This window comes from Plantibacter sp. VKM Ac-2876, assembly GCF_015350715.1.
In the GTDB taxonomy this organism is placed as follows: domain Bacteria; phylum Actinomycetota; class Actinomycetes; order Actinomycetales; family Microbacteriaceae; genus Plantibacter; species Plantibacter auratus.
In genome coordinates this window covers 531,299-553,055 of record NZ_JADKSI010000003.1, presented here as the reverse complement: position 1 = coordinate 553,055, position 21,757 = coordinate 531,299, and the positions used below count along the sequence as shown (strand labels likewise).

The 21,757-nt window shown below is 70.5% G+C and carries 20 protein-coding genes; 8 read left to right on the top strand and 12 right to left on the bottom strand.

From position 1 onward, the window contains the following. Positions 1-307: 307 nt before the first annotated feature. Genes ITJ62_RS15175 through ITJ62_RS15160 form a run of 4 tightly spaced genes read left to right on the top strand, consistent with a single transcriptional unit; the run spans position 308 to position 4,684 of the window. Complete coding sequence (locus tag ITJ62_RS15175) at positions 308-1,477, top strand: Gfo/Idh/MocA family protein (protein ID WP_194604493.1); 1,170 nt, start codon at positions 308-310, stop codon at positions 1,475-1,477. Further along, a complete protein-coding gene (locus ITJ62_RS15170) occupies positions 1,474-2,661 on the top strand; it encodes a dihydrodipicolinate synthase family protein (RefSeq protein WP_194603788.1) in 1,188 nt (395 codons plus the stop codon). The genes ITJ62_RS15175 and ITJ62_RS15170 overlap by 4 nt, the downstream gene beginning before the upstream one ends. After that, the gene (locus tag ITJ62_RS15165; RefSeq protein ID WP_194603785.1) at positions 2,658-3,575 is read left to right on the top strand and encodes a sugar phosphate isomerase/epimerase; all 918 of its coding nucleotides are present in this window, start codon (positions 2,658-2,660) and stop codon (positions 3,573-3,575) included. The genes ITJ62_RS15170 and ITJ62_RS15165 overlap by 4 nt, the downstream gene beginning before the upstream one ends. A gap of 59 nt (positions 3,576-3,634) precedes the next feature. After that, complete coding sequence (locus ITJ62_RS15160; protein WP_194603782.1) at positions 3,635-4,684, top strand: LacI family DNA-binding transcriptional regulator; 1,050 nt, start codon at positions 3,635-3,637, stop codon at positions 4,682-4,684. Between the two features lie 297 nt (positions 4,685-4,981). Here the strand turns inward: ITJ62_RS15160 and ITJ62_RS15155 are convergent, their stop codons facing one another. The 6 genes from ITJ62_RS15155 to ITJ62_RS15130 form a co-directional block, all read right to left on the bottom strand. Then, a complete protein-coding gene (locus tag ITJ62_RS15155; protein WP_194603779.1) occupies positions 4,982-5,869 on the bottom strand; it encodes a DarT ssDNA thymidine ADP-ribosyltransferase family protein in 888 nt (295 codons plus the stop codon). A 116-nt stretch (positions 5,870-5,985) separates the two neighbouring features. Then, positions 5,986-6,552, bottom strand: a complete 567-nt coding sequence (locus ITJ62_RS15150) for a DUF1648 domain-containing protein (RefSeq protein ID WP_194603776.1) — start codon at positions 6,550-6,552, stop codon at positions 5,986-5,988. A 182-nt stretch (positions 6,553-6,734) separates the two neighbouring features. Further along, the gene (locus ITJ62_RS15145) at positions 6,735-8,240 is read right to left on the bottom strand and encodes an MFS transporter (protein ID WP_194603773.1); all 1,506 of its coding nucleotides are present in this window, start codon (positions 8,238-8,240) and stop codon (positions 6,735-6,737) included. A 160-nt stretch (positions 8,241-8,400) separates the two neighbouring features. After that, positions 8,401-9,579, bottom strand: a complete 1,179-nt coding sequence (locus tag ITJ62_RS15140; RefSeq protein ID WP_071258797.1) for a cystathionine gamma-synthase — start codon at positions 9,577-9,579, stop codon at positions 8,401-8,403. Positions 9,580-9,712: 133 nt separating this feature from the next. Then, complete coding sequence (locus tag ITJ62_RS15135) at positions 9,713-11,077, bottom strand: cystathionine beta-synthase (RefSeq protein ID WP_194603770.1); 1,365 nt, start codon at positions 11,075-11,077, stop codon at positions 9,713-9,715. Between the two features lie 194 nt (positions 11,078-11,271). Then, complete coding sequence (locus ITJ62_RS15130) at positions 11,272-11,580, bottom strand: hypothetical protein (protein ID WP_194603769.1); 309 nt, start codon at positions 11,578-11,580, stop codon at positions 11,272-11,274. 171 nt (positions 11,581-11,751) lie between these two features. Between ITJ62_RS15130 and ITJ62_RS15125 the strand changes: the two genes are divergently transcribed. Then, on the top strand, positions 11,752-12,429 hold the full coding sequence (locus ITJ62_RS15125) for a metal-dependent transcriptional regulator (RefSeq protein WP_194603766.1): 678 nt from the start codon (positions 11,752-11,754) through the stop codon (positions 12,427-12,429). A 51-nt stretch (positions 12,430-12,480) separates the two neighbouring features. Here the strand turns inward: ITJ62_RS15125 and ITJ62_RS15120 are convergent, their stop codons facing one another. After that, entirely contained in the window at positions 12,481-13,734 is a 1,254-nt protein-coding gene (locus tag ITJ62_RS15120) for an Nramp family divalent metal transporter (RefSeq protein WP_194603762.1), read from the bottom strand. Between the two features lie 164 nt (positions 13,735-13,898). Between ITJ62_RS15120 and ITJ62_RS15115 the strand changes: the two genes are divergently transcribed. From ITJ62_RS15115 to ITJ62_RS15105, 3 genes are all read left to right on the top strand, one after another. Continuing rightward, on the top strand, positions 13,899-14,603 hold the full coding sequence (locus ITJ62_RS15115; protein ID WP_194603759.1) for a DUF3105 domain-containing protein: 705 nt from the start codon (positions 13,899-13,901) through the stop codon (positions 14,601-14,603). Between the two features lie 4 nt (positions 14,604-14,607). Then, a complete protein-coding gene (locus tag ITJ62_RS15110) occupies positions 14,608-15,396 on the top strand; it encodes a DUF305 domain-containing protein (RefSeq protein WP_194603756.1) in 789 nt (262 codons plus the stop codon). 118 nt (positions 15,397-15,514) lie between these two features. Beyond that, entirely contained in the window at positions 15,515-15,724 is a 210-nt protein-coding gene (locus ITJ62_RS15105) for an antitoxin (RefSeq protein WP_079706736.1), read from the top strand. Between the two features lie 92 nt (positions 15,725-15,816). Here ITJ62_RS15105 and ITJ62_RS15100 read toward each other — a convergent pair whose 3' ends face one another. From ITJ62_RS15100 to ITJ62_RS15080, 5 genes are all read right to left on the bottom strand, one after another. Beyond that, positions 15,817-16,320 carry a hypothetical protein gene (locus tag ITJ62_RS15100; RefSeq protein ID WP_194603753.1) on the bottom strand — a complete coding sequence of 168 codons (504 nt, stop codon included), beginning with the start codon at positions 16,318-16,320 and terminating at the stop codon, positions 15,817-15,819. Between the two features lie 164 nt (positions 16,321-16,484). Next, positions 16,485-17,276, bottom strand: a complete 792-nt coding sequence (locus ITJ62_RS15095; RefSeq protein ID WP_138945144.1) for an aquaporin — start codon at positions 17,274-17,276, stop codon at positions 16,485-16,487. Between the two features lie 122 nt (positions 17,277-17,398). After that, the gene (locus tag ITJ62_RS15090) at positions 17,399-18,067 is read right to left on the bottom strand and encodes a GntR family transcriptional regulator (protein ID WP_194603750.1); all 669 of its coding nucleotides are present in this window, start codon (positions 18,065-18,067) and stop codon (positions 17,399-17,401) included. Between the two features lie 32 nt (positions 18,068-18,099). Next, positions 18,100-19,521: a mechanosensitive ion channel domain-containing protein gene (locus ITJ62_RS15085; protein WP_194603748.1), complete on the bottom strand. Its 1,422-nt coding sequence runs from the start codon at positions 19,519-19,521 to the stop codon at positions 18,100-18,102. Then, positions 19,518-21,755 (bottom strand): adenylate/guanylate cyclase domain-containing protein, encoded by a 2,238-nt coding sequence (locus tag ITJ62_RS15080; protein ID WP_228498520.1) that lies wholly within the window; start codon positions 21,753-21,755, stop codon positions 19,518-19,520. Before ITJ62_RS15080 ends, ITJ62_RS15085 begins: the two co-directional genes overlap by 4 nt. Positions 21,756-21,757 lie beyond the last annotated feature (2 nt).

Genomic DNA, 21,757 nt, shown 5'->3' with positions numbered 1-21,757 from the left:
ACGTCGGACCTCCTTGTCGATCGTCGTTGATGACTTCCCGGAAAGCGTTTCCCGGCTGAGCTGCATCAAGTTCTATCACGGCCCCGTCGGACGATGCAACGATTCAATCCGCATCCGTGTCCGATCTGTGATCACCTGCGACCGAATCGGTTCGAACGCTTGCCTTGGCCCCGCACGCCGTTCTACAGTGACCCGGTAAACGCTTTCCGGATGGCCCGCGGCCGCCGGGACCGGAACACGAACCAGAGGAAGAGCCACCGTGTCAGAGCAGACCATCGGGATCATCGTCAACGGCGCCACCGGGCGCATGGGCTACCGGCAGCACCTCGTGCGGTCGCTGCTGGCCATCCAGGAGCAGGGCGGTGTGCAGCTGTCCGACGGCACCCGCCGCCAGATCGAGTTGATCCTCGTCGGCCGCAACCAGGCGACCCTCGACGAGCTCGCCACGCGGCACGGCATCGAGCACACCTCGACCGACCTCGACGCGGTCCTCGCCGACCCCCGCTGGGACATCTACGCCGACTTCCTCGTCACGAAGGCCCGCGCCACCGCACTGCGCAAGGCGATCGCGGCCGGCAAGACCATCTACACCGAGAAGCCGACGGCGGAGTCCTTCGAGGAGGCACTGGAACTCGCACGCCTCGCAGCCGAAGCGGGCGTGAAGAACGGCGTCGTGCACGACAAGCTCTACCTGCCGGGGCTGCGCAAGCTCAAGCGCCTCATCGACTCGGGCTTCTTCGGTCGGATCCTCTCCGTCCGTGGCGAGTTCGGCTACTGGGTGTTCGAGGGCGATTGGCAGCCGGCGCAGCGCCCGAGCTGGAACTACCGCGCCGAGGACGGCGGCGGCATCGTCGTCGACATGTTCCCGCACTGGAGCTACGTGCTCGAGAACCTCTTCGGTCGGGTCGAGTCCGTGTACGCGAAGGCGACGACGCACATCCCCGAGCGCTTCGACGAGCGGGGCGAGGCCTACGCGGCCACCGCCGACGACGCCGCCTACGGGGTCTTCGAGCTCGAGGGCGGCGTCATCGCCCAGCTCAACTCCAGCTGGACGGTGCGCGTCGACCGCGACGAGCTCGTGCAGTTCCAGGTCGACGGCACGCATGGCTCCGCCGTCGCCGGTCTCTTCGGCTGCAAGGTGCAGCCGCGGAACGTGACGCCGAAGCCGGTGTGGAACCCCGACCTCGCCGACGACCACGACTACGCGGGCGACTGGCAGGACGTGCCGACGAACGACGTGTTCGAGAACGGGTTCAAGACGCAGTGGGAGGAGTTCCTCCGCCACGTCGTCGAGGACGGCCCCTACGAGTACGACCTCCTCGCCGGCGCGCGCGGCGTCCTGCTCGCGGAGCTCGGCCTCGAGAGCTCGCGCACCGGCCGCCGTCTCGACCTGCCCGAGGTGACGCTCGGGAGCACGGGCGACACCGCCGGCGCGGACGAGGAGCTGGCGTCGCTCGAGGCTTCGGTCGCACGATGACGTCCGTCCCGCTGCTCTCGACCGACGGTGCGGTCGCCGCGCTGGAGCTCCGCGAGCCCGTCGTGGCCGAGCGCCCGAGCACTCCCTTGACGAGCCGCACCGCCTACGCCGCGGCACACGTCGTGCCGACAGCCTGGGGCGACAACGTGCCGGGCGCGCCCGCCGAGCTCGACTGGGACGCGACGCTCGCGTACCGCCACCACGTGTGGTCGTACGGCCTCGGCGTCGCGGACGCGATGGACACCGCCCAGCGGAACATGGGGCTCGACACCGCCGCCACGCGCGAGCTGATCACCCGGAGCGCCGCGGAGGCCGCCTCAGTCGGCGGCGCGCTCGTCGTGGGCGTCAACACCGATCACCTCGCCGACGAGACCGTCTCGCTCGACGTGGTCGCCGACGCCTACCTCGAACAACTCGCGTTCGCCGAGGACGCGGGCGCCGGGACCGTGCTCATGGCCAGCCGACACCTGGCGAGGGCCGCGCACTCGGCCGACGACTACCGTCGCGTCTACGACCGTGTCCTGTCGGCTGCGCAGGCACCCGTGGTCCTGCACTGGCTCGGCACGGCGTTCGACCCGAGCCTCGAGGGCTACTTCGGCGCAAGCGACGTCGCCGAGGCCTCGGACACCCTGCTGCGCATCATGACCGACCACGTCGACCACGTCGCCGGGGTCAAGATGAGCCTCCTCGACGCCGACGCGGAGATCGCCGTCCGACGTCGCCTCCCGGCCGGCACGACGATGTTCACGGGTGACGACTTCAACTACGTCGACCTCATCGCCGGTGACGCCGTCGGACACTCCGACGCCCTGCTCGGAGCGTTCACCGCGATCGCTCCGGCCGCGTCCGCCGCGATCCAGGCGCTCGACGCCGGCGACCCGGCCGCCTACGAGCGGATCCTCCGACCGACCGAGGCCCTGTCGCGGCAGATCTTCGCCGCACCGACCTACTACTACAAGACGGGTATCGCCTTCCTCAGTTGGTTGAACGGCCACCAGCCGGCGTTCTCGATGGTCGGCGGCTTGCACGCGGCCCGGAGCCTGCCACACCTGTCGGAGATCGTGCGCCTCGCCGACGCGGCCGGCGCACTCGAGCACCCGGAGCTCGCCGCCGATCGCTGGACGGGCCTGCTGCGCACGGCCGGTGTCGTCGGCACGCTGACCACTACGGGAGGAGCCCGATGAGTGCCCCAGCCCGCACCCCGGTCTCCGAGCCTGTCGAGGGGCCCACCACCCCGCACCCGCGACTCTCGGTCAACCAGGCCACGATCAAGTACGCCACCCTCCCGGAGGCGGTCGCAGCCGTCACCGCGGCCGGCGTCACGAGCTTCGGCGCCTGGCGCGAGCCCGTGCAGGAGTACGGCGTCGCAGCCTCGGCGAGCCTCCTCACGGACAGCGGCCTGCGCGTCTCAAGCCTGTGCCGTGGTGGCTTCTTCACCATGCCCGAGGGTCCCACTCGCCGGACGTCGATCGACGACAACCGGACCGCGATCGACGAGGCAGCCGCCCTGGGCGCCCCGGCCCTCGTCCTCGTGGTCGGCGGCCTCCCTGCCGGGTCCCGTGACCTCATCGGCGCCCGCGAGCTCGTCCGAGACGCGATCGGTGAACTCACCGACCACGCGCTCGAGTCCGGCGTGCAGCTCGCCATCGAGCCGCTGCATCCGATGTACGCCTCGGACCGCGCGGTCGTCTCGACGCTCGGTCAGGCCCTCGACATCGCCGAGCAGTTCGCTCCGGAGGCCGTCGGGGTGGTCGTCGACACCTTCCACATCTGGTGGGACCCGCAGGTGCTCGAGCAGATCGCCCGCGCGGGTGCGACCGGTCGGATCTCCAGCTACCAGGCGTGCGACTGGGCGACACCGCTCGCCGCGGACGTCCTGCTCTCCCGGCACTATCCGGGTGACGGCGTCGTCGACTTCGGTTCGCTCACCCGTGCCGTCGAGGCGGCGGGCTACACGGGCGACATCGAGGTCGAGCTCTTCAACCAGGACATCTGGGACAGCCCGTTCCAGCAGGTGGTCGATCGCACCGTCGACGCGTTCCAAGCGACCGTCGTCCCGCACCTCGACCACGACGACGACGCGATCCACCACCCCTGATCGCCGCGGCCGCCCTGTGGCAGAGTGTGTCTCAGCAGCCGCCAGTACGAAGGAGCGCCATGTCGGTCGACGAGCACCGGTCGACGCCGGTCCCACCGACGCTGCACGACGTCGCCCGTGAGGCGGGGGTCTCCCTCGCCACCGCGTCGCGCGCGCTCAACGGGAGCACCCGGACGGTCAACGAGACGTTCCGTCGGCGGGTCCTCGACGCCGCGCTCCGGCTGAACTACACGCCGAACCTGTCGGCTCAGGCGGTCGCGAAGGGCCTGTCGTCGACGATCTCGCTCCTCGTCAGCGATATCGCCGACCCGTACTTCTCGTCCATCGCGGCCGGGGCCATCCGCGCGGCCGACGAGCAGCGCATCGCCACGACCATGGCCGTCACGCACCGCGACCACGAGCGTGAACTCGAACTCGTGCGGGTGCTCCGCGGGCAGCGGCCACGTGCCATCATCCTGACGGGTAGTCGCTGGGACGGGGTCGCGTCGGAGCACCGGCTGTCGGATGAGCTCGCGGCCTACGAGTCGACAGGCGGGCGCGTGGTCCTCGTCTCGCAGCGGACGCTCCCGTTCGCCACGGTGCAGCTCGGCAACGCGACCGGTGCCCGCGAGCTGGCCCGGGAGCTCGTCGGTGCCGGGTACCGCCGGTTCGCCGTCATCGCCGGCGACGACCGCCTGCTCACCTCCCGCGAGCGCGTGAGCGGGTTCGCGGAGGGTTTGGCCGAGCACGGCATCGCGATCCATCCGTCGCGGATCGTCCGGGCCGAGTTCACCCGCGACGGCGGGCGCCAGGGTGCCGCCGAGCTCCTGCAGCTGGGACTCGACGACGTCGACCTGGTCTTCGCCGTCAACGACGTGATGGCGATCGGGGCGATGTCGGCGTTCCGCGCGGCCGGACTCCGCCTTCCCGAGGACCTCGCGGTCGCCGGCTACGACGACATCGCGACCTCCCGCGACGTCACCCCGGCGCTCACCACGGTCGCCGTGCCGCTCGAGGCGGTCGGTGAGCACGCGGTGCGACTTGCCCTCGACCCGGCGACGGACAGCACGACGACGGAGCCCGTCGGCGCGACGGTCCTCCTCCGCGAGAGCACGCCCGCGCGCGCCTGACCCGCCAGTCCATCCCCTCCCCCGGGGCGTTCACCCGTGCACAACTCCTGCAGCTCGCCCCGATCGGGGCGTGCAGCGTCCGACGCGGTGGTCCCTGGGGCCATGCAGCAGGAGTTGCGGACAGCTGCACGCCCTGAGCCTGGTGCCCTCGGAAGGGGACGCGTTCACCTCCGCGCGGCCGAGGTGCGCACTCGTTTCCGCGCACAACGCCTGCTGAGGGCGGCTGGACAGCCCGATACGGCGCCGACAGCCGGGTTCCGGCGCCGCACAGCAGGAGTTGTGACCGCGAGACAGTGCTCAGTCGGCGACGTGCTCCTGGAACCAGGGGGTGTAGGCGGCGACCTTGGTGCGGTGGCCGGCGCCGGCGACGAGTCGCTTGACGTGCTCGCGGACGTTGACCGTCGCGACACCGATCACGGTGACGCGGTCGAACGGCACGGCGTCGGCGATGAGCACCTCGGCACGTCGGAGGGCCGCAGGGTCCTCATCGGTCGCGAAGCGCTGGACCATGCGGTCGGCGGTCATCGAATTGGCGCCGATGCTCGTGAGCACGTGGGACGCGTCACCGTCGGCGACCACGACGCGCGCGCGGGAGGGCCGACCGGTGTCGGCGTCGAACTCGCCCGGGTGCACGGCTGCGCCGTCGATCGTGGTGACGAGCACGACGTAGTCGTTGACCGATGACGCGAGCGCCTCGGCGGACAGGCGGACGTCGTGCTCGCCCGCGCGGATGCCCGCCCAGAGATCGGCGTCCGGGGTCAGGAAGAACGGGACGAAGTCGGCCGGCGTGAGGTCGTCGGTGCCGGCGAGGACCATCGTGCGCCGCGCCTCGCGGTGGCTCGCGGCGGCGATGTCGACGACCGGCCCGTCGGGGAGCGCCGGGGACGCCACCGGCAGGATGCTGCCGGTCTCGAGGATGCGCTCGAGGTTGCGGATGTGGGTGACGTGGTACAGCCGCTGCTCGCCGACGCGCACGACTGGCAGGGCGGCCGCCGCCTTCGTCACCGTCTTCGTGGTGGCCGCGGTCCGCACGCGGGTCGGGGCCGGCTCGCGGAGCGAGGGAGCGACCGTCGACCGACGGACCTTGGGAGCGGGTGGTTCAGCGACCGGCACCTCGCGGGGCGGCGGCGGGAAGCAGGTCGCGCAGAGTCCGTTGTCGAAACCGTGTTTGCATTCGTCGCTCAAGAGAGTCCTTCTGCAGTCCGGCTCCGAGACACGAGGAGCGGGTCACTGGGGGGACGAGCCGAGACGTACGCATCAAGGGTACGCGGCTTCCGCACCCCTCGTGCACGCAGGCACCCTCAGGCGAGCCCGCGCTGCGCCCGGAACACCCGGACGCACGAGACGGCGAGCGAGCCGAAGAACGCCGCCATCAGCACCGGGAGCAGCCAGGGTGCCATCCACCCGGGCACGCCGAGCCAGGTGGTGAGTGCGACGACGGCGATGAGGACGGCGGTCGCGATCGTCAGATTCCCCAGCAGTCGCCCGGTGGCGTCCAGCGTGGCAGCCGTCACCTCCGGACGAGGCGACAGTTGCGTTGACCACGTCGATGCAGCGGCCGGTGGGTGGGTGTCACCATCCGATCGGGTCGTTCCGGCGAGCGGCAGGCAGGCGGCGACGATCCAGAAGATCGCCACGACCGCGGCGCCGATGATGACCGGGAGCAGGAACCCGCCAAGACTCTTGTCCGCCCAGGCGTCCGGCTGGAGTGCGGCGTCGAAGTGCACCGGCATCGGATCAGGAGCAGACGGATACACCACCAGGCCGACGACCAGCGTCGCCGCGACGATGACGAGTGCGACGAGATGCGGCCACACCGGAGGACGGCGAGCGGGGTGCTCCGGGCGAGTGGTCGTCGGGTCCTGCATCGCTCTCCTCGTCGGCGCGAGCGCTACGGACGACGCTCGTCGTGGGCACACGGAATATCTGCATCAACCGTACCCGCTGCACCCGTCCTCCAGATCCGCGACGCCGCCTGGACACTGCAGCGATGCGTGGGCGACGCTACCCCCCACGCACCGCAGCACTACCCAGGCGACGGCGTCTCGGCTCACCCGGTCGAGCCTGGCTCCGCTGGTCGGCTCACCCGACGCGCGACGACGACCGCCGCGACACCTGCGACCAGCGCGATCGCGAAGCACCCGGCGAACGCGACCCCGCCGGGAGCGATCCAGCCCAGCCCGGCGAACGCCCCGGAGCCGTCGAGCGCCGTGAACGCCAGCCCGGTCGCCGCGAGGGCGAGGGCACCGCCGATCGCGTCGCCGATCGACATCGCCGCACTGTTGAACCCCTGCGAGCGCTCGTCGGAGTAGGCGAGCGTCATGACGCTGAGTCGCGGGAACATGAGGCCCATCCCGCCGCCGCTCACCACCCACGCGACGATCGGCACCGCCGGTGGCAGGCCGACGAGGGCGGCGGACAGGGCGATCGCGACGGCGACCGTGACGAGCGACGACCCGATCTGCACGGCGTTCGCGTTCGACAGCCGGTCCCCGAGGCGCCCCTGCAACCAGGACGACAGCGACCACGCGATCGCCCCACCGGTGAGCGCGAGTCCGGCGAGCGCCGGCGTGAGCCCGTGCTCGCGGGTCAGCAGGTACGGCACGTACACCTCGGCACCGAAGAACGCCGCGGAGGTCAGTCCACGCACCAGGATGACCGTCGGGAGCCCGCGGCGTGCGGTGAGCGTGCCGAACGGGATGAGTGGCCGGAGGGCGAGGATCGCGACCACGGCGCCGACGATCGGCAGCGCCCAGGCGGTCCATCCCGAGAACTCCGTCGAGAGGTTGACCGCGAGGACCGCCGCCGCGACGAGCACCGCCCACCCGAGTCGACGCAGTTCCGCGCCCGTCCGCACGACGGTGTCCGCCTCGCCGCCATCCTTCGCCGACTCCTGCTCGGCGGCCTGCCGCTCGGCGCGCTCGGTGGCGGAGGCCCGCAGCATCCGGAGGGCCGGCAGGAGGAGGAGCGTCGCGACGACCACGAGGCCGACGACCCCGAGGAAGACCCAGTGCCAGCTGAACCGCTCGGCGACCACCCCGGCGAGGAACGGCCCGATCAGGGAAGGGACGACCCAGGCGGCCGCGAACCCGGCGAAGATCCGCGGGTGCAGGGCCGGTGGGTAGATGCGGGCGACGAGGACGTACAGGGCGACGGTCATCGCTCCCGAACCGAGGCTCTGGACGAGGCGTCCGGCGACGACGGCCCACATGGTGGTCGCGGTTCCGGCCAGGAGGAGACCGACGAGGAACAGGACGACGGAGGCGAGCAGCGGCTGGACTGGACCGATTCGGTCGGCTACCGAGCCCGCCGCGACCATGCCGATGACACTGACGGCGAGCGGGCCGGCGAAGGCGAGCGCGTAGAGCTGCTCGCCGCCGAGCTCGCCACTCACGAGCGGCATGATCGTCGTGACGGCGAGGGACTCGAAGGCGCCGAGGAACACGAGCGCGCACGCACCGATGGTGACGAGGACGAACCGGCGACTGAAGATCCCGCGGTCGCGGGGCGTCGGGTCGGCTCCGGTCGCGGGCTCGGGGGTCGTCGCTGTGGTCACGATTCCGAGCCTAGAACCTCAACGTGACTTGAGGTCAAGCGCTGACGAACCCCTGCCCGTTCACAATTCAGGACGTGCCCGGCGCGCCGTCGCCGGTCGGCGGGTTCGGCGCAGGACGCGCCGCAGCCCTCCTGAATTGCGAACGAGCCGGAACGGCCCGCTAGTGCTTGGCGCTCGCCTTTAGGACCTTCGCCAGCGCGCGGTCGAGGTCGGCGATGAGGTCGGCGACATCCTCGATGCCGACCGACAGCCGGACGACGTTCTCGGGGACGGCCAACTCCGTGCCCTTCACCGAGGCGTGCGTCATCTGTGCCGGCAGGCCGATGAGCGACTCGACGCCACCGAGCGACTCCGCGAGCGCGAAGAGCTTCGTCTTCTCGACGAGGCGCGTGGCCGCAGCCGGGCCACCGACGAGCGCGAGCGACAGCATGCCGCCGAAGCCGGACATCTGGCGGGCGGCGAGCTCATGACCGGGGTGGCTCTCGAGGCCCGGGTAGTAGACGCGCTCGACGGCGGCGTGGCCGTCGAGGAACTCCGCGATCGCCTGCGCGTTCGCACTGTGCTGACGCATCCGCACCGCGAGCGTCTTGATGCCGCGGGTCGTGAGCCACGCGTCGAGCGGGGCCGAGACCGCGCCCGCGGCGAACTGCACGAAGCCGAGCTGCTCGGCGAGCTCGTCGTCGTTCATGATGATGGCGCCGCCGAGGACGTCGGAGTGGCCGCCGAGGTACTTCGTCGTGGAGTGCACGACGATGTCGGCTCCGAGCGAGAGCGGCTGCTGCAGCGCCGGTGAGGCGAAGGTGTTGTCCACCACGGAGAGCACCTCGTGGCGGTGCGCGAGGGCCGCGAGTGCCGCGATGTCGCTGATCTTCATGAGCGGGTTGCTCGGCGTCTCGACCCACAGCAGCTTCGTGCGGCCCGGGATGATCGCCGCTTCGACGGCCGCGAGGTCGCCGAGGTCCACGACCGTGTGCTCGATCCCCCAGGCGCCGTGCACCCGGTTGATCAGCCGGTAGGTGCCGCCGTAGACGTCATTGCCGATGACGATGTGGTCGCCGGGGCGGAGTGCCGTGCGGATGAGCGCGTCCTCGGCGGCGAGGCCGGAGGCGAAGGAGAAGCCGTGCTTCGCACCCTCGAGCGCGGCGAGCTGCGTCTCGAGCGCCGTGCGGGTCGGGTTGGCGGAGCGGCTGTACTCGTAGCCGCCGCGGAGCCCGCCGACGCCGTCCTGGACGAAGGTCGACGTCTGGTAGATCGGCGGGATGATCGCCCCGGTGGTGGGGTCGAACTCCTGTCCGGCATGGATGCTGCGGGTGGCGAAGCCGTGGTCGTGCTTGCTCATGGGTGACTCTTTCGGTTCAGGATTCGGGGAGGTGTCGGGGTGGGCGACCGGTCGGACTGGCCCGGTCACCGGGGTCGGGCGTGGTCGGGACATCGCCCGGACTCCGCCCACACGACCTGCATGCCGCCCACGCTCAACCCGCCAGGTAGGTGAGGAGGTCGTGTCGCGTGATGACGCCGATCGGCTTGCCGCCGTCGGTGACGAGGAACGCCGGGGCGGAACCGAGTGCCGCGCGCGCCGCCGGGATGGACTCACCGAGACCGATGAGCGGCAGCGGGTCGCCGACGAACGCGCTCGCGGCGTCGTTCATCTTGGCCGCGCCACTGAAGACGGCGTCCATGAGGCTGGCCTCGTCGATCGCACCGACGACCTCGCCCATCACCACGGGCGGCTCGGCGCTCAGCACCGGGAGCTGCGAGACGCCGTACTCGGTCATGATGTCGACGACGTCGCGCACGGTGTCGCTCGGGTGCACGTGCACGAGGTCCGGCATCTCCGAGCCCTTGCCACGGAGGATGTCGCCCACCGTGCGGTCGTCGGCGACCTCGCTGAAACCGTAGGACTGCAGCCAGGAGTCGTTGAAGATCTTGCCGAGGTAGCCGCGCCCGCCGTCGGGCAGGAGGACGACGACCACGGCCGACGCCGGGAGGTCGCGCGCCGCGACGAGGGCCGCCTGGACCGCCATGCCGCTGGAACCGCCCACGAGCAGTCCCTCCTCACGGGCGAGGCGACGCGTCATCGCGAACGACTCGGCGTCGGTGACGGCGATGATCTCGTCGGGGATGGACGGGTCGTACGCGGTCGGCCAGAAGTCCTCGCCGACGCCCTCCACGAGGTACGGACGCCCGGTGCCGCCGGAGTAGACCGAGCCCTCTGGGTCTGCACCGATGATGCGCACGCCGCCCTCGGAGACCTCCTTGAGGTACCTGCCCGTCCCGGAGATGGTGCCTCCGGTGCCGACGCCCGCGACGAAGTGGGTGATCTCGCCCTCGGTGTCGCGCCAGATCTCGGGGCCGGTCGACTCGTAGTGGCTGCGCGGGCCGTTGGGGTTCGCGTACTGGTTGGGCTTGAACGCCCCCGGGATCTCGGCGGTGAGGCGGTCGGACACGCTGTAGTAGGAGTCGGGGCTGTCGGGAGCGACCGAGGTCGGCGTCACGACGATCTCCGCACCGTAGGCGGTGAGCACGTTCCGCTTGTCCTCGCCGACCTTGTCGGGCAGGACGAACACGCAGCGGTACCCGCGCTGCTGGGCGACGAGGGCGAGGCCGACACCGGTGTTGCCGGAGGTGGGCTCGACGATCGTGCCGCCCGGCTTGAGGTCGCCCGACGCCTCGGCGGCGTCGATGATGCGCGTCGCGATGCGGTCCTTCGAGGAGCCGCCCGGGTTGAGGTACTCGACCTTGACGAGCACGGTGGCCGCGATGCCCTCGGTGACCCGGTTGAGCTTGACGAGGGGCGTGTTCCCGATGAGATCGAGGACGGAGTCTGCGTAGTTCATGTCTGCAATCTGTTCCTGTGGTGCGTCACCGCACGGCTCTCGCGTGCGTCACCGGATGGCTGGGGCGGCTGAGGCGGCATCCCGGCAGGGACGGTTCAGCGGGGACAGCAGGAACACGACAGGCGGAGACGCATGCTGACCACCCTACCCGGCGAGTGCAGGGAACGCAGCCGGATGACGGGGCCGATCCGGCGTCAGTGGATCGCGACGAGTCGCTGCCGCGGACCGAGTGCCGAGACAGCCGAGGACACCAGCCGGACGGCGACGGTCAGCACCATGAGGACACCGATGACCGTGAGCACGACCGCGGCGAGCAGCAGGATCGCGACGAGCGCCGGGAGCCGGCGCAACGCGAGCTCGACCGGGCGACGACGAGGTGTCCCGTCCGCCCCGAGTGCCTCCAGGTGGCCTTCGCCCGCCATGGCCGCGGCGACGAGTTCGAGCGTGGCACGCGCGCCGGATCCGAGCCGTGCGGTCGAGGTGCGCAGCGCCTGGGACATCACGTGGCCCTTCTCGTCGGATGGATCGGTGTTCGCGGGTGCGAGGACTCGACCGTAGCAGTCGGGTGCCCTGTTCGGGGGTGCCGGTGCCCATTCTGCCAGGCGTGCGTGAACACCCGGTGGCCTGCCGACGGCCGCATGATGGACGCGCACCGCGCTCCCTAGACTGGAGGCATGACCGTCTCCGGCCTCTCCGCCGTCTCCCAGGACTACCTCAAGACGATCTGGACGACCTCCGAGTGGGCCGACGAGTCGGCCACCGTCAAGCTGCTCGCGGATCGCATGGGCGTCCGCCCCGCGACCGCCTCCGACGCCGTGAAGCGACTCGCCGCCCAGGGCCTCGTCGTACACGAGCCCTACGGCAGCATCGAGCTCACCCCCGCCGGGCAGGCGCACGCGGTCGCGATGGTGCGGCGGCACCGGCTCATCGAGACCTTCCTCGTCGAGATGCTGGGCTACGGCTGGGACGAGGTCCACGACGAGGCGGAGATCCTCGAGCACGCGGCGAGCGACACGATGATCGAACGCATCGACGCCGCGCTCGGCCACCCGATCCGCGATCCACACGGCGACCCGATCCCCTCTGCCGACGGCACCCCGCACCGCCCGGACGCGGTCCGGTTGAACGAGGCTCCGTCCGACAGCCCGCTGACGGTGTGCCGCATCTCGGACGCCGACCCGGAGACCCTCCGCCACCTGAGCACCCTCGGCATCGTCCTCGACACCGAACTCAGCGTCGACGACCACCGGGCCTTCGCGGGCGAGCTGGAACTCCGACTCACCGCCACCGGCACCCGCCTCACGCTCGGTCGCCTCGCCGCCGATGCCGTGTGGGTGACCGTCGCCACCTGATCGCGGGCCACTCCGTTCCCCCAGGTCCGGGCGAACGGACCGCGGGGTGGATCACCCGAAGAACGTCAGGACGATGAGGGCGACGTTCAAGGTGACGATGAGCGCGACCACGACCCAGGCGAACACCCGGGTGGCGAGCTGATCGACGTGGACACCCATGATCCGCCGGTCGCCCGTGTATCGCACGAGCGGGATGAGCGCGAAGGGGATGCCGAGGCTGAGGAACACCTGGCTCAGCACGAGCGCGGTGGTCGGGTCGATGCCCGCCGCCAGGATGACGAGCGCGGGGATGAGGGTGATCACGCGTCGGGCGAGCAACGGGATGCGCACCTTGAGGAGCCCGCCCATGATCGCCGCCCCCGCGTAGGCTCCCACCGAGGTCGAGGCGAGCCCGGAGGCGAGCAGCCCGATGGCGAAGATCACGCCGATGACCGGCCCGAGCGCAGCGGTGATCGCCGCATGCGCGCCTTCGATCGAGTCCGTCCCCTCGACACCGCCGAGCGAGGCGGCCGCGAGCAGCAGCATCGCGATGTTCACCGCGCCGGCGAGGACGAGTGCCGCCGCGACGTCCCAGCGGGTCGCGACGATGAGCCGGCGGATGGCGCCGTCGCTCGTCTGCACCCCGTGCCGGTCGCGACTGAGTGAGGAGTGGAGGTAGATCGCGTGTGGCATGACCGTCGCGCCCAGCATGCTCGCGGCGAGCAGGACCGTCGCGGTGCCCTCGAACCGCGGCACCAGGCCACCTGCCGCGGCGCCCCAGTCGACGGGACTGACGAACAGGCCGGCGAGGAAGCCGACGGCGATGACGGCGAGGAGCGTCAGGATCGCGAACTCGAAGTGCCGCTGGCCGTACCAGTTCTGCACGGCGAGGAGCACGATCGAGAAGACTCCGACGATGACGCCGCCGAGCACGAGTGGGATCCCGAAGAGGAGGTACAGCGCCACGGCACCGCCGATCACCTCGGCGAGGTCGGTCGCGGCGGCGACGAGCTCCGCCTGCACCCAGTAGAGCCGACGCGGACCGGTCCGCAGTCGCGAGCCGAGCAGCTCGGGCAGGCTCTGCCCGGTGACGAGGCCGAGCTTGGCGGAGAGGTACTGGACGAGCACGGCCATCGCATTCGCGGCGACGAGCACCCAGACGAGCAGGTAGCCGTACTGGGCTCCCGCCGTGAGGTTCGCCGCGACGTTCCCGGGATCGACGTAGGCGATCGCCGCCACGAAGGCGGGCCCGAGCAGGAACAGGAGTCGTGGTCCGCGGGGCGCACGGGTCGTCCGCGAGGAGAGATCGGTGGTCACATCGGCCATGTTAGCAACACCGAACCACATTTGTTAGACGCCCCTAACATTGGGATCGACGGTCGACCGCCTTGGGACAGCCTGAGAATCGGCTGCACATCGATGACCCCCTGAAAACCCTCAGTTGTCGATCTGGTTCGATAGTTACGCATACAACTTTTCGAGAGGCCCCCGTGACCCCTGCAGCAGATCGCCCCAAGAGCGCCCCCGTCCCGCCCGCCGTCAAGCAGCAGAGCGCGAAGCAGGAGCGCGAAGCCCAGCGTCAGGCCAAGGTCGCAGCGTTCAAGCAGGCGCAGAAGCGGAAGAACCGCAACCGCCGCATCGGGATCTGGGCCGGTGTCGTGGGCGGGGTGGCCGTCGTCGCCGTCCTCATCACGAGCGTCGTCCTCACCCTGCCGAAGAACGCCAGCTACCCCGGTGGTGGCACGGGCACCGGCCAGGACATCGCGGGCGTGGAACTGTTCCAGAACACCTCGGAGCACGTGGAGGGCACGGTCGACTACCCGCAGAACCCGCCGGCCGGTGGCCCGCACAACCAGTACTGGCTGAACTGCGGCGTCTACACCGAGGAGCAGACCAACGAGAACGCGGTCCACTCCCTCGAGCACGGCGCGATCTGGGTCACCTACGACCCGTCCCTCAGCGACGCGGAACTCACGAAGCTCAAGGAGCTGCTCCCCACGACGTACGTCGTCCTGTCGCCGAAGTCCGACCTCCCCTCGCCCATCGTGCTGAGCGGCTGGAACTCGCAGCTGCAGGTCAACAACGCGAGTGATGGCCGCATCGCCGACTTCTTCGAGGAGTTCTGGAAGAGCAACAACGTCCCGGAGCCCGGCGCGGCGTGCACGGGCGCGATCGACGGACCCGGCAAGGTCTGATCCGGTGACCCCGGCGAGCACACCCGACGCCCCGGCGACCGGTGAACCGGCCGACGACGGCGTGACCGACGAGGAGCTCGCCGCCTGGGAGGCGCAAGGCTCCCCCGACGGCTCCAGCCGGACCCGCGTCGTCATCGCCGCGATGGCCGTCGTCGCGATCATGGTCGCCGCGGTGATCGGTTTCTCGGTCGGCCGGCTCAGCACCCTCGCCGACCCGACACCGACCACGACGAGTGCCGAGGCGGGCTTCTCGCGCGACATGCAGGTGCACCACAACCAGGGCGTGGAGCTCGCCATGATCATCCGCGACCGCACGGACGCGGTCGACGTGCGCACCCTCGCGTACGACATCGCGACGACCCAGGCGCAGCAGTCCGGCCAGCTGTACGACTGGCTCGTCCAGTGGAACCTGCCGCAGGGTTCGCGGCAGCCGGACATGACCTGGATGACGCTCCCCACGCTCACGGGCGCGAGCGGCCACACACACGGCGGCGACTCCGCGACGCCGGGATCCACGCACACCCCGGGCGATCCGATGCCGGGCCTCGCCACACCCGCCCAGATCGACCAACTGACGGCGGCGTCCGGCCTCCAGGCGGAGCGGGTGTTCCTCACCCTGATGATCGCTCACCACCGGGGCGCGGTCGAGATGGCCGAGGCGCTGCAGCCGCGGACGACGAACGCGACCGCGCTGGCCTTCACGCGCGCGGTGATCGCGAGCCAGCAGGCGGAGATCGAACTCATGACCGGCATGCTCGACGACCGGGGCGGACCGGTCGACCTCGCCGGCTGACGCCTCCCGTCGACCGCCCGGGCGACCCGCGGCCTCCGACAAGGGGCTAGCCAGAACCACGGCCGACGGCGAAGAATGATCCCGACGCCCGAACGGGCCCGATGAACAGGAGCGACGAATGGCACTCGACGACATCACCAAGAAGGCTCAGGAATTCCTGAAGGACAACAAGGTCAAGGACGCACTGAAGAGCGAACAGGCCGAGGACATCAGCGACAAGCTCCTCGGCAGTGTGGCCGACGCGGCCAAGAAGGTCACCGGCGGCAAGTTCGACGAGCAGATCGACGGCGCCCGCGACGCGGCGGACAAGGCCGTCGGCAACGAGTAGTCCCCCGGCTCGAGACGCGCGACGGCCGGGTCCCGACGGGGCCCGGCCGTTCGCGTCTGCGACGGGCAACGCCGATCGTCACCCCGGGTCGGTCAGTGGCCGTCGACGTCGGTGTCGACGGGATTGCTCCGGAACCGGTCGAGCGCGATGGCCACGAGTTCCGGAGCCGACAGGTGCGTGTCCTGCATGAGGTCCGAGAGCACTTCGGACGCGCGCCCGCTGAGCGTCAGTTGCACGGTCGCGGAGCGGTCCTCATCGACACCGCTCAACGCGCGTCGACGTTCACCGAGGCTGAGGATGGCCGACCGCAGATAGGTGCGGCTCGCGACGGTGTCGATCTCCCAGCGGCCGGCGCGACGGTTCGCGACGACATTGCCACGACGGATGTTGGTCATGAGGGACGCTCGGCTCACATGAAGCCGCGCGGCGAGTTCCGCCGTGCGGACCGGACGCGGGAGGTCGTCGATGAAGTCCTCGACGAGCGCCTCCCGGAGGAGCTCCCAGGCGACGTCCGGTGGGAGCGGCGCATCGGGCATGCCGCCGCCGTCCTGCAGCGGACCCACCCACTCGGTCGCGGGGGCGTCGCGTTCGGTCATCGTCATCGCCCCTCCAATCTTCCGGCGCTCGAACCTCAAGCATGCTCGGTGACCAGGGAAAGCGCGTCCCCCAATGCGGGTTGCCCGCGTTCGCGGGGTGCCGCCCCGAAACGACGCACCCCGTCCAGCCGGTGCGGACGGGGTGCGGGCGACGCTCAGACGACTCAGCTGCGGTTCGCGACCGGTCGGGAGCCCACCGGGCGGGTCCCCTCGAACAGGATCCGGTAGCTGAATCCGGCGATCAGGGCGCCGATGATCGGGAACACGATGAACACCCAGACCTGCGCGAGCCAGTCGCCCCCGCCGAAGATCGCGGTCGCGATGGAGCGCGCCGGGTTGATCGAGCCGTTGTCGATCGGGATCGCGATCAACAGGAACAGGGTGAGGGCGCCGCCGATGGCGATCGGTGCGAAGCCCGCGGCGGCCCGCGTGTGCGTGACGCCGAGGATGACGTAGAGGAAGAGTGCGGTGATGACGACCTCGATCACGATCGCCGAGACGAGTCCGAATCCGCCGGGCGAGAGCTCACCGAACCCGTTCGAGACGAAGCCGCTCGCGACGGCCTTGTCGAGGAAGCCCGCCGGACCGCCGGCCGCGAGGCCGAACACCGCGAGCGCACCGAGGAACGCTCCGACGAGCTGCGCGAGGATGAACGTCCACGTCGCGCGCCAGGGGAACCGACCGGCGGCGGCCAGCCCGAGCGTCACCGCCGGGTTGAAGTGGCCGCCCGAGATGGGGCCGAACGCGTAGGCGGCGATGGTCACCGAGAGCCCGAGGGCGATCGCCACCCCGAGGAACCCGACGCCCAGGGGGTTCGACGTCTCCTCGCCGAAGAAGGCGGAGAAGGTCGCCGTCCCGACGAGACCGAAGACGAGCAGGAAGGTACCCGCGACCTCGGCGAGCAGCTGCGACGCGGTCGTCGGTTCGACGGAGGGTGGGACTTCCGGGGAGGACATCTGGACTCTTCTCGCTCGAGGTGACGACGTGGACGCGGTCGTCTGGCGACCACCGCGCCATCAGCAGACTATTGCCCCGCGTCCCACCGGCGACAGCCCCGAGGTCAGCATGTCGCCGTCGCTCAGTGGACCTCCAGGTCGTGGAGCGGGACCTGGAGCCGGAAGATGTGCTCGATCGCGAGTTCCGCCCCGACGGCGTCACCGGCGGCGAGGGCGGATCGGAGGTGCGGGTACCCGACGCGCAGATCCGACCAGTCGACCGTCGCCGCGGAGCGCGTGGCCGAGACACGGTAGATCAGTGCGCCGATCACGTCCTTCGTCGCGGAGACGAGGACCGGGTTCTCGCAATGCTTCAGGAACCGGTCCACGAGCCCCCAGACGCAGCGGCCGTGCGCATCCGCGTCCTCCGCCGCCACCGTCGTCATGGTGTGCTCGACGAAGGCGAGGAGCTCGGCCCGTTGCCCCGCGGTCAAGGTCGGGACGGTGACCCGGACGACCCCGCTCACGAGCGCACCGAGCGTCTGGAGCACGGCTGTCCGGTCCTCGGCCCGTGGCTGCGCGACACGGGTGTGCCGCTGCGGTGCCGTCTCGACCAGTCCGACGCGCTCAAGTTCCCGGAGAGCCGCGGCGATTTCCTCGCTCGGAGCGTCGAGCCATTCCCGGAGTTCCGCCTCGATGAGCAGCTCGCCCGAGGCGAGCGTCCCGTCGTAGATCGCCGTGCGGATCCGCTCCGTCACGGACTCACCGGCGGGAGACGGCCGCGACCCGGACGGTCCATCGGGGTTCGGCATCGATTCCTCGTTCGGCTGGGGACGGCTGCTGGCTACCGGCCGATCGTACCGCGGACGATCCCCGCCTCGGCGAGCGCCGCCTGCGCCTGGCGATGCTTGTTGTCGATGGAGGCGCCGATCTCCTGGGCCAGGCGGGGTTTGCTCCGCACGAGCTGGTCGATGGTGGACAGCGGCATCCGCAGGACCAGGGTCGTGCCGTCGGCGATCGCGGCGGCCATGGCGACCTCCCTCGTCAGCGCCGTCTGGCCGATGAAGTCGCCGACGCCGAGTCGTTGGAAGGTGATGAGCCCGTCCGTCGTCGGCACGGCGAGATGGACACCGCCCTCGACGAGGAACCGCATCGCACCGGGGATCGTGCCCGCCTGCTGGATGGTCTCCCCCGGCCCGTACCGCTCGAGTGTGCACGTCCGGGCGAGCTCGTCGTAGTCCTCCTCCCGCGCATGGAGGGTCGGTGCCAGTGCGGCGATGGCACTCCGCAAGCGCTCCGGCGTCGCGATCGGGTCGGAGCCGTCGCCGTCGAGCGCGAGACCGCGGCGCCGCGAGGCGTACCAGAGCCAGGCGCGGAACAGGGCGACGGCGGCGTCGGCGGTGGAGGGCCCGGACACGGGCAGCGTGACGGAGAACCGCGCGGCACCGAGGTAGGACGCGGAAACCACGTCCCCCGGCTCGAGCATCGGGAGGCCCGATCCGACCTCGCGGAGCAGCCGGAGCACGTCGTCCGGCGGGTCGTCGGTCGAGAAGGTCACCTCGACGCTCGCGGTGTAGGCACCGACCGGTTGACTGAGGTTCGTGAACGACGCCCCGGCGAGTGACGAGTTCGGCACGATCTGGATGCCGTTGCCGGTGTCGAGGTGGACCGCCCGCCAGTTCACCTCGACCACGCGACCGCGGACGCTTCCGGTGTCGAGCCAGTCACCGAGCCGGAACGGCTGCTCGAACAGCAGCAGCAGTCCGGAGATGACCCCGCCGACCGCGTTCTGCAGGGCGAGGCCGATCACGATCGACGTCACGCCGAGCGCGGTGACGAGCCCGCCGATGTCGGCTCCCCACACCCAGGAGAACAGGATCGCCAGGCTGATGAGGATGAGCGCCAGCCGGGCGAGGTCGACGAAGATCGACGGGATCCGTTCGCGCCACGACCCCTCCTCAGCGTTCGCGAACAGGGCGACGTTGAAGGCGGAGAGGATGAGCAGGATCACGAGGAACCCGAGGAGGGTGCCGACGATCCGCACCCAGGTGCTGTCGTCCGCCCTCGCCGTGGCGAACACCAGGAGCGCGAACACCGCGCCGACCGGCACCACGTAGTTGCGCAGCAGACGGATCGGTTTCACCGCCGCGTGCTTCCGGCGGTTGAGCGCACCGAGCACCTCGGTCAGGACGATGAGCAGCACGGGGACGCCGACGGCCAGCGCCACGGCCCAGGGGAACCACGCCTCCTGCCACACCTGCGTCATGACTTCGGCCCCGAGACGACCTGCCAGACGGCCTGCGGACCGCCGCGCGTCTCCACGGTGCCGGCGGCCTCGAAGGCGACGGTGTCCTGCATGCGGTCACGGACCCGTTGACTCACGAAGATGCCGGCCGTGCCGGAGACCGACTGCACCTGGTTGGCGAGGCTCACCGCGTCACCCCACATGTCGTAGGCGAGGCTCGTCCGCCCGACGAGGCCGCTCGTCACGACACCGGCGTCCACGCCGACCCGCAGGGTGAGGTTCGCCTGGTGCTGCGCATTGAAGCGTTCGACGATCGTGCGCATCTCGAGCGCGAAGTCGAGGGTCCGACGCACGTTGTCGACACGTGGGACGATCAGCCCGCAGCTCGCGAGATACCCTTCCCGCAGCGTCCGCACCTGCTCGATCCCGAGCCGTTCGGCCGCCTCGTCGAAGCTGCGGACCAGCGCGTTGAGCATCGACAGCTCCCGCTCCGGATCGAGGCCACGGGTGAGGTCGTCGAACCCGACGAGGTCGGCGAAGATGACGGACACGTCCTGGTGGACCTCGGAGATCGTCTCCTCACCGTCCTTGTAACGCTTGGCGACCGACGCCGGCATGAGGGTGAGCAGCAGCTTCTCGTTCTCCGCTCGCTGCTCCTCGATGAGCTCCTGCTTGAGCCTCAGGCTGCGGCTCATGTCGTTGAAGGCCGTGCCCAGGTCGCCGAACTCGTCGCGTCGGGTGTTCGGCACCTCGACGCTGTAGTCGCCACCGGCCACCCGCCGCACCGCACCGACGAGCGCCCGCACCGGCCGGGCGAACACCTGCGCCAGGAGCAGGGAGAGCAACGACACCACGACGACGATCGCGAGCACGGAGATGACGAGGTTGCGGGTGAAATCGGTCACGGGCGCGAAGGCCTCAGACGCGTCGATCCGTGCGACGAGCACCCACTGAAGCCCGTCGATGTCGAGCGGCGTGTACGCCGTGAGGTTCTCCTGACCGAGGTAGCCGCGCCCGATGGCCGTGCCGGTCTCGCCCGCGAGCGCCCGCTCCACCGAGACGGTGCGGGTCGGCTGGATCTGGATCGTCCCCGCGACGGCCACGGCGCGCGCGGCGGTCTCCGGCGGTGTGCCTGCTGCGACCGCGGCCCGCTCGTACGCCTTCGGATCCTCGATCAACAGGCGGGAGGTCGATCGCATGAGCTGATCGGGACCGGCGAGGTACGTCTCTCCGGTCTCCCCCAGGCCGTCCTGCTCCCACTGGCCGGAGCCCGTCATGATGTCGTTGATCGCCCCGATCGGGACCTGCAGCGCCATCACCCCGTCGATCCGACCGTTCTCGCCGACCGGTGAGAAGATCCACTGGGTCGGGACGTTGAGCGACGGCTGGTAGCGCTCGAAGTCGGTGATGCCCACGTAGTCGATCGCGTTCGACCGGAGTGCCGCGGTGAAGCCGTCCTCGAGCACCCCGCCCTTGTAGGGACCGGTGAGGACGTTCGTGCCGAGGTCCGGGCCCTTGTAGGCGCTGTAGACGACGTCGCCCTCGTCGTCGATGAGCAGGGCGTCCTCGTAGCCGAAGCGGTCGATGATCTCGCGGAAGTAGTCGTGGTACTGCGCGTGTACGGACGACCAGGCGCTCCCGTCGCCGGCGTCGTCGACGGTGATCGCGGTGTCGTAGTCGAGGTCGTCCGGCGTGTACGCCGACTGCAGGTAGGTCTCGGCCGGGTTCGTCGGGATGAACGCAGCCGGGTCCGCCTCGTCTCCCGTGCGTTCCGCGAGCTCCGGCGCGAAGGTGTCCTCGTAGAACGACGTCACCGCCGACGCGCGCGCCGGGTCCACCGGCTGCTCCTCCAACTCGTGGAAGGCGTCGTGGAAGCCGTTCATCGCGTCGACCACCGTGGTGCCACGGGTGTAGACGACGAGCGAGTCGCGCGTCTGGTCGTAGTAGTTGGTGATCTCGCGGGCGCGCGACTCCCGGACCTCGGTCAGCCGCTCGAACGACGCCTGGCGCAACGAGTCGCTGCCGGACAGGTAGCCGACGATCCCCGTGACGATCGACGCGCCCACACTGACGAGCAGCAGCATGACGAGCAGCTTCGACTGGATGCTGAAGCCGGGGCGGCCGAACCGTCCGCGGCCGAGCCTGCGGGATCTGGCGGCCGAGGAGGGTGCCGGTGGGATGGGCGGGCCTGACTGGACTGTCGGCGCGGGGCCGTCTGGCGATGATCCGGATGGTGCGTCCACAGCTGCGGTCATCG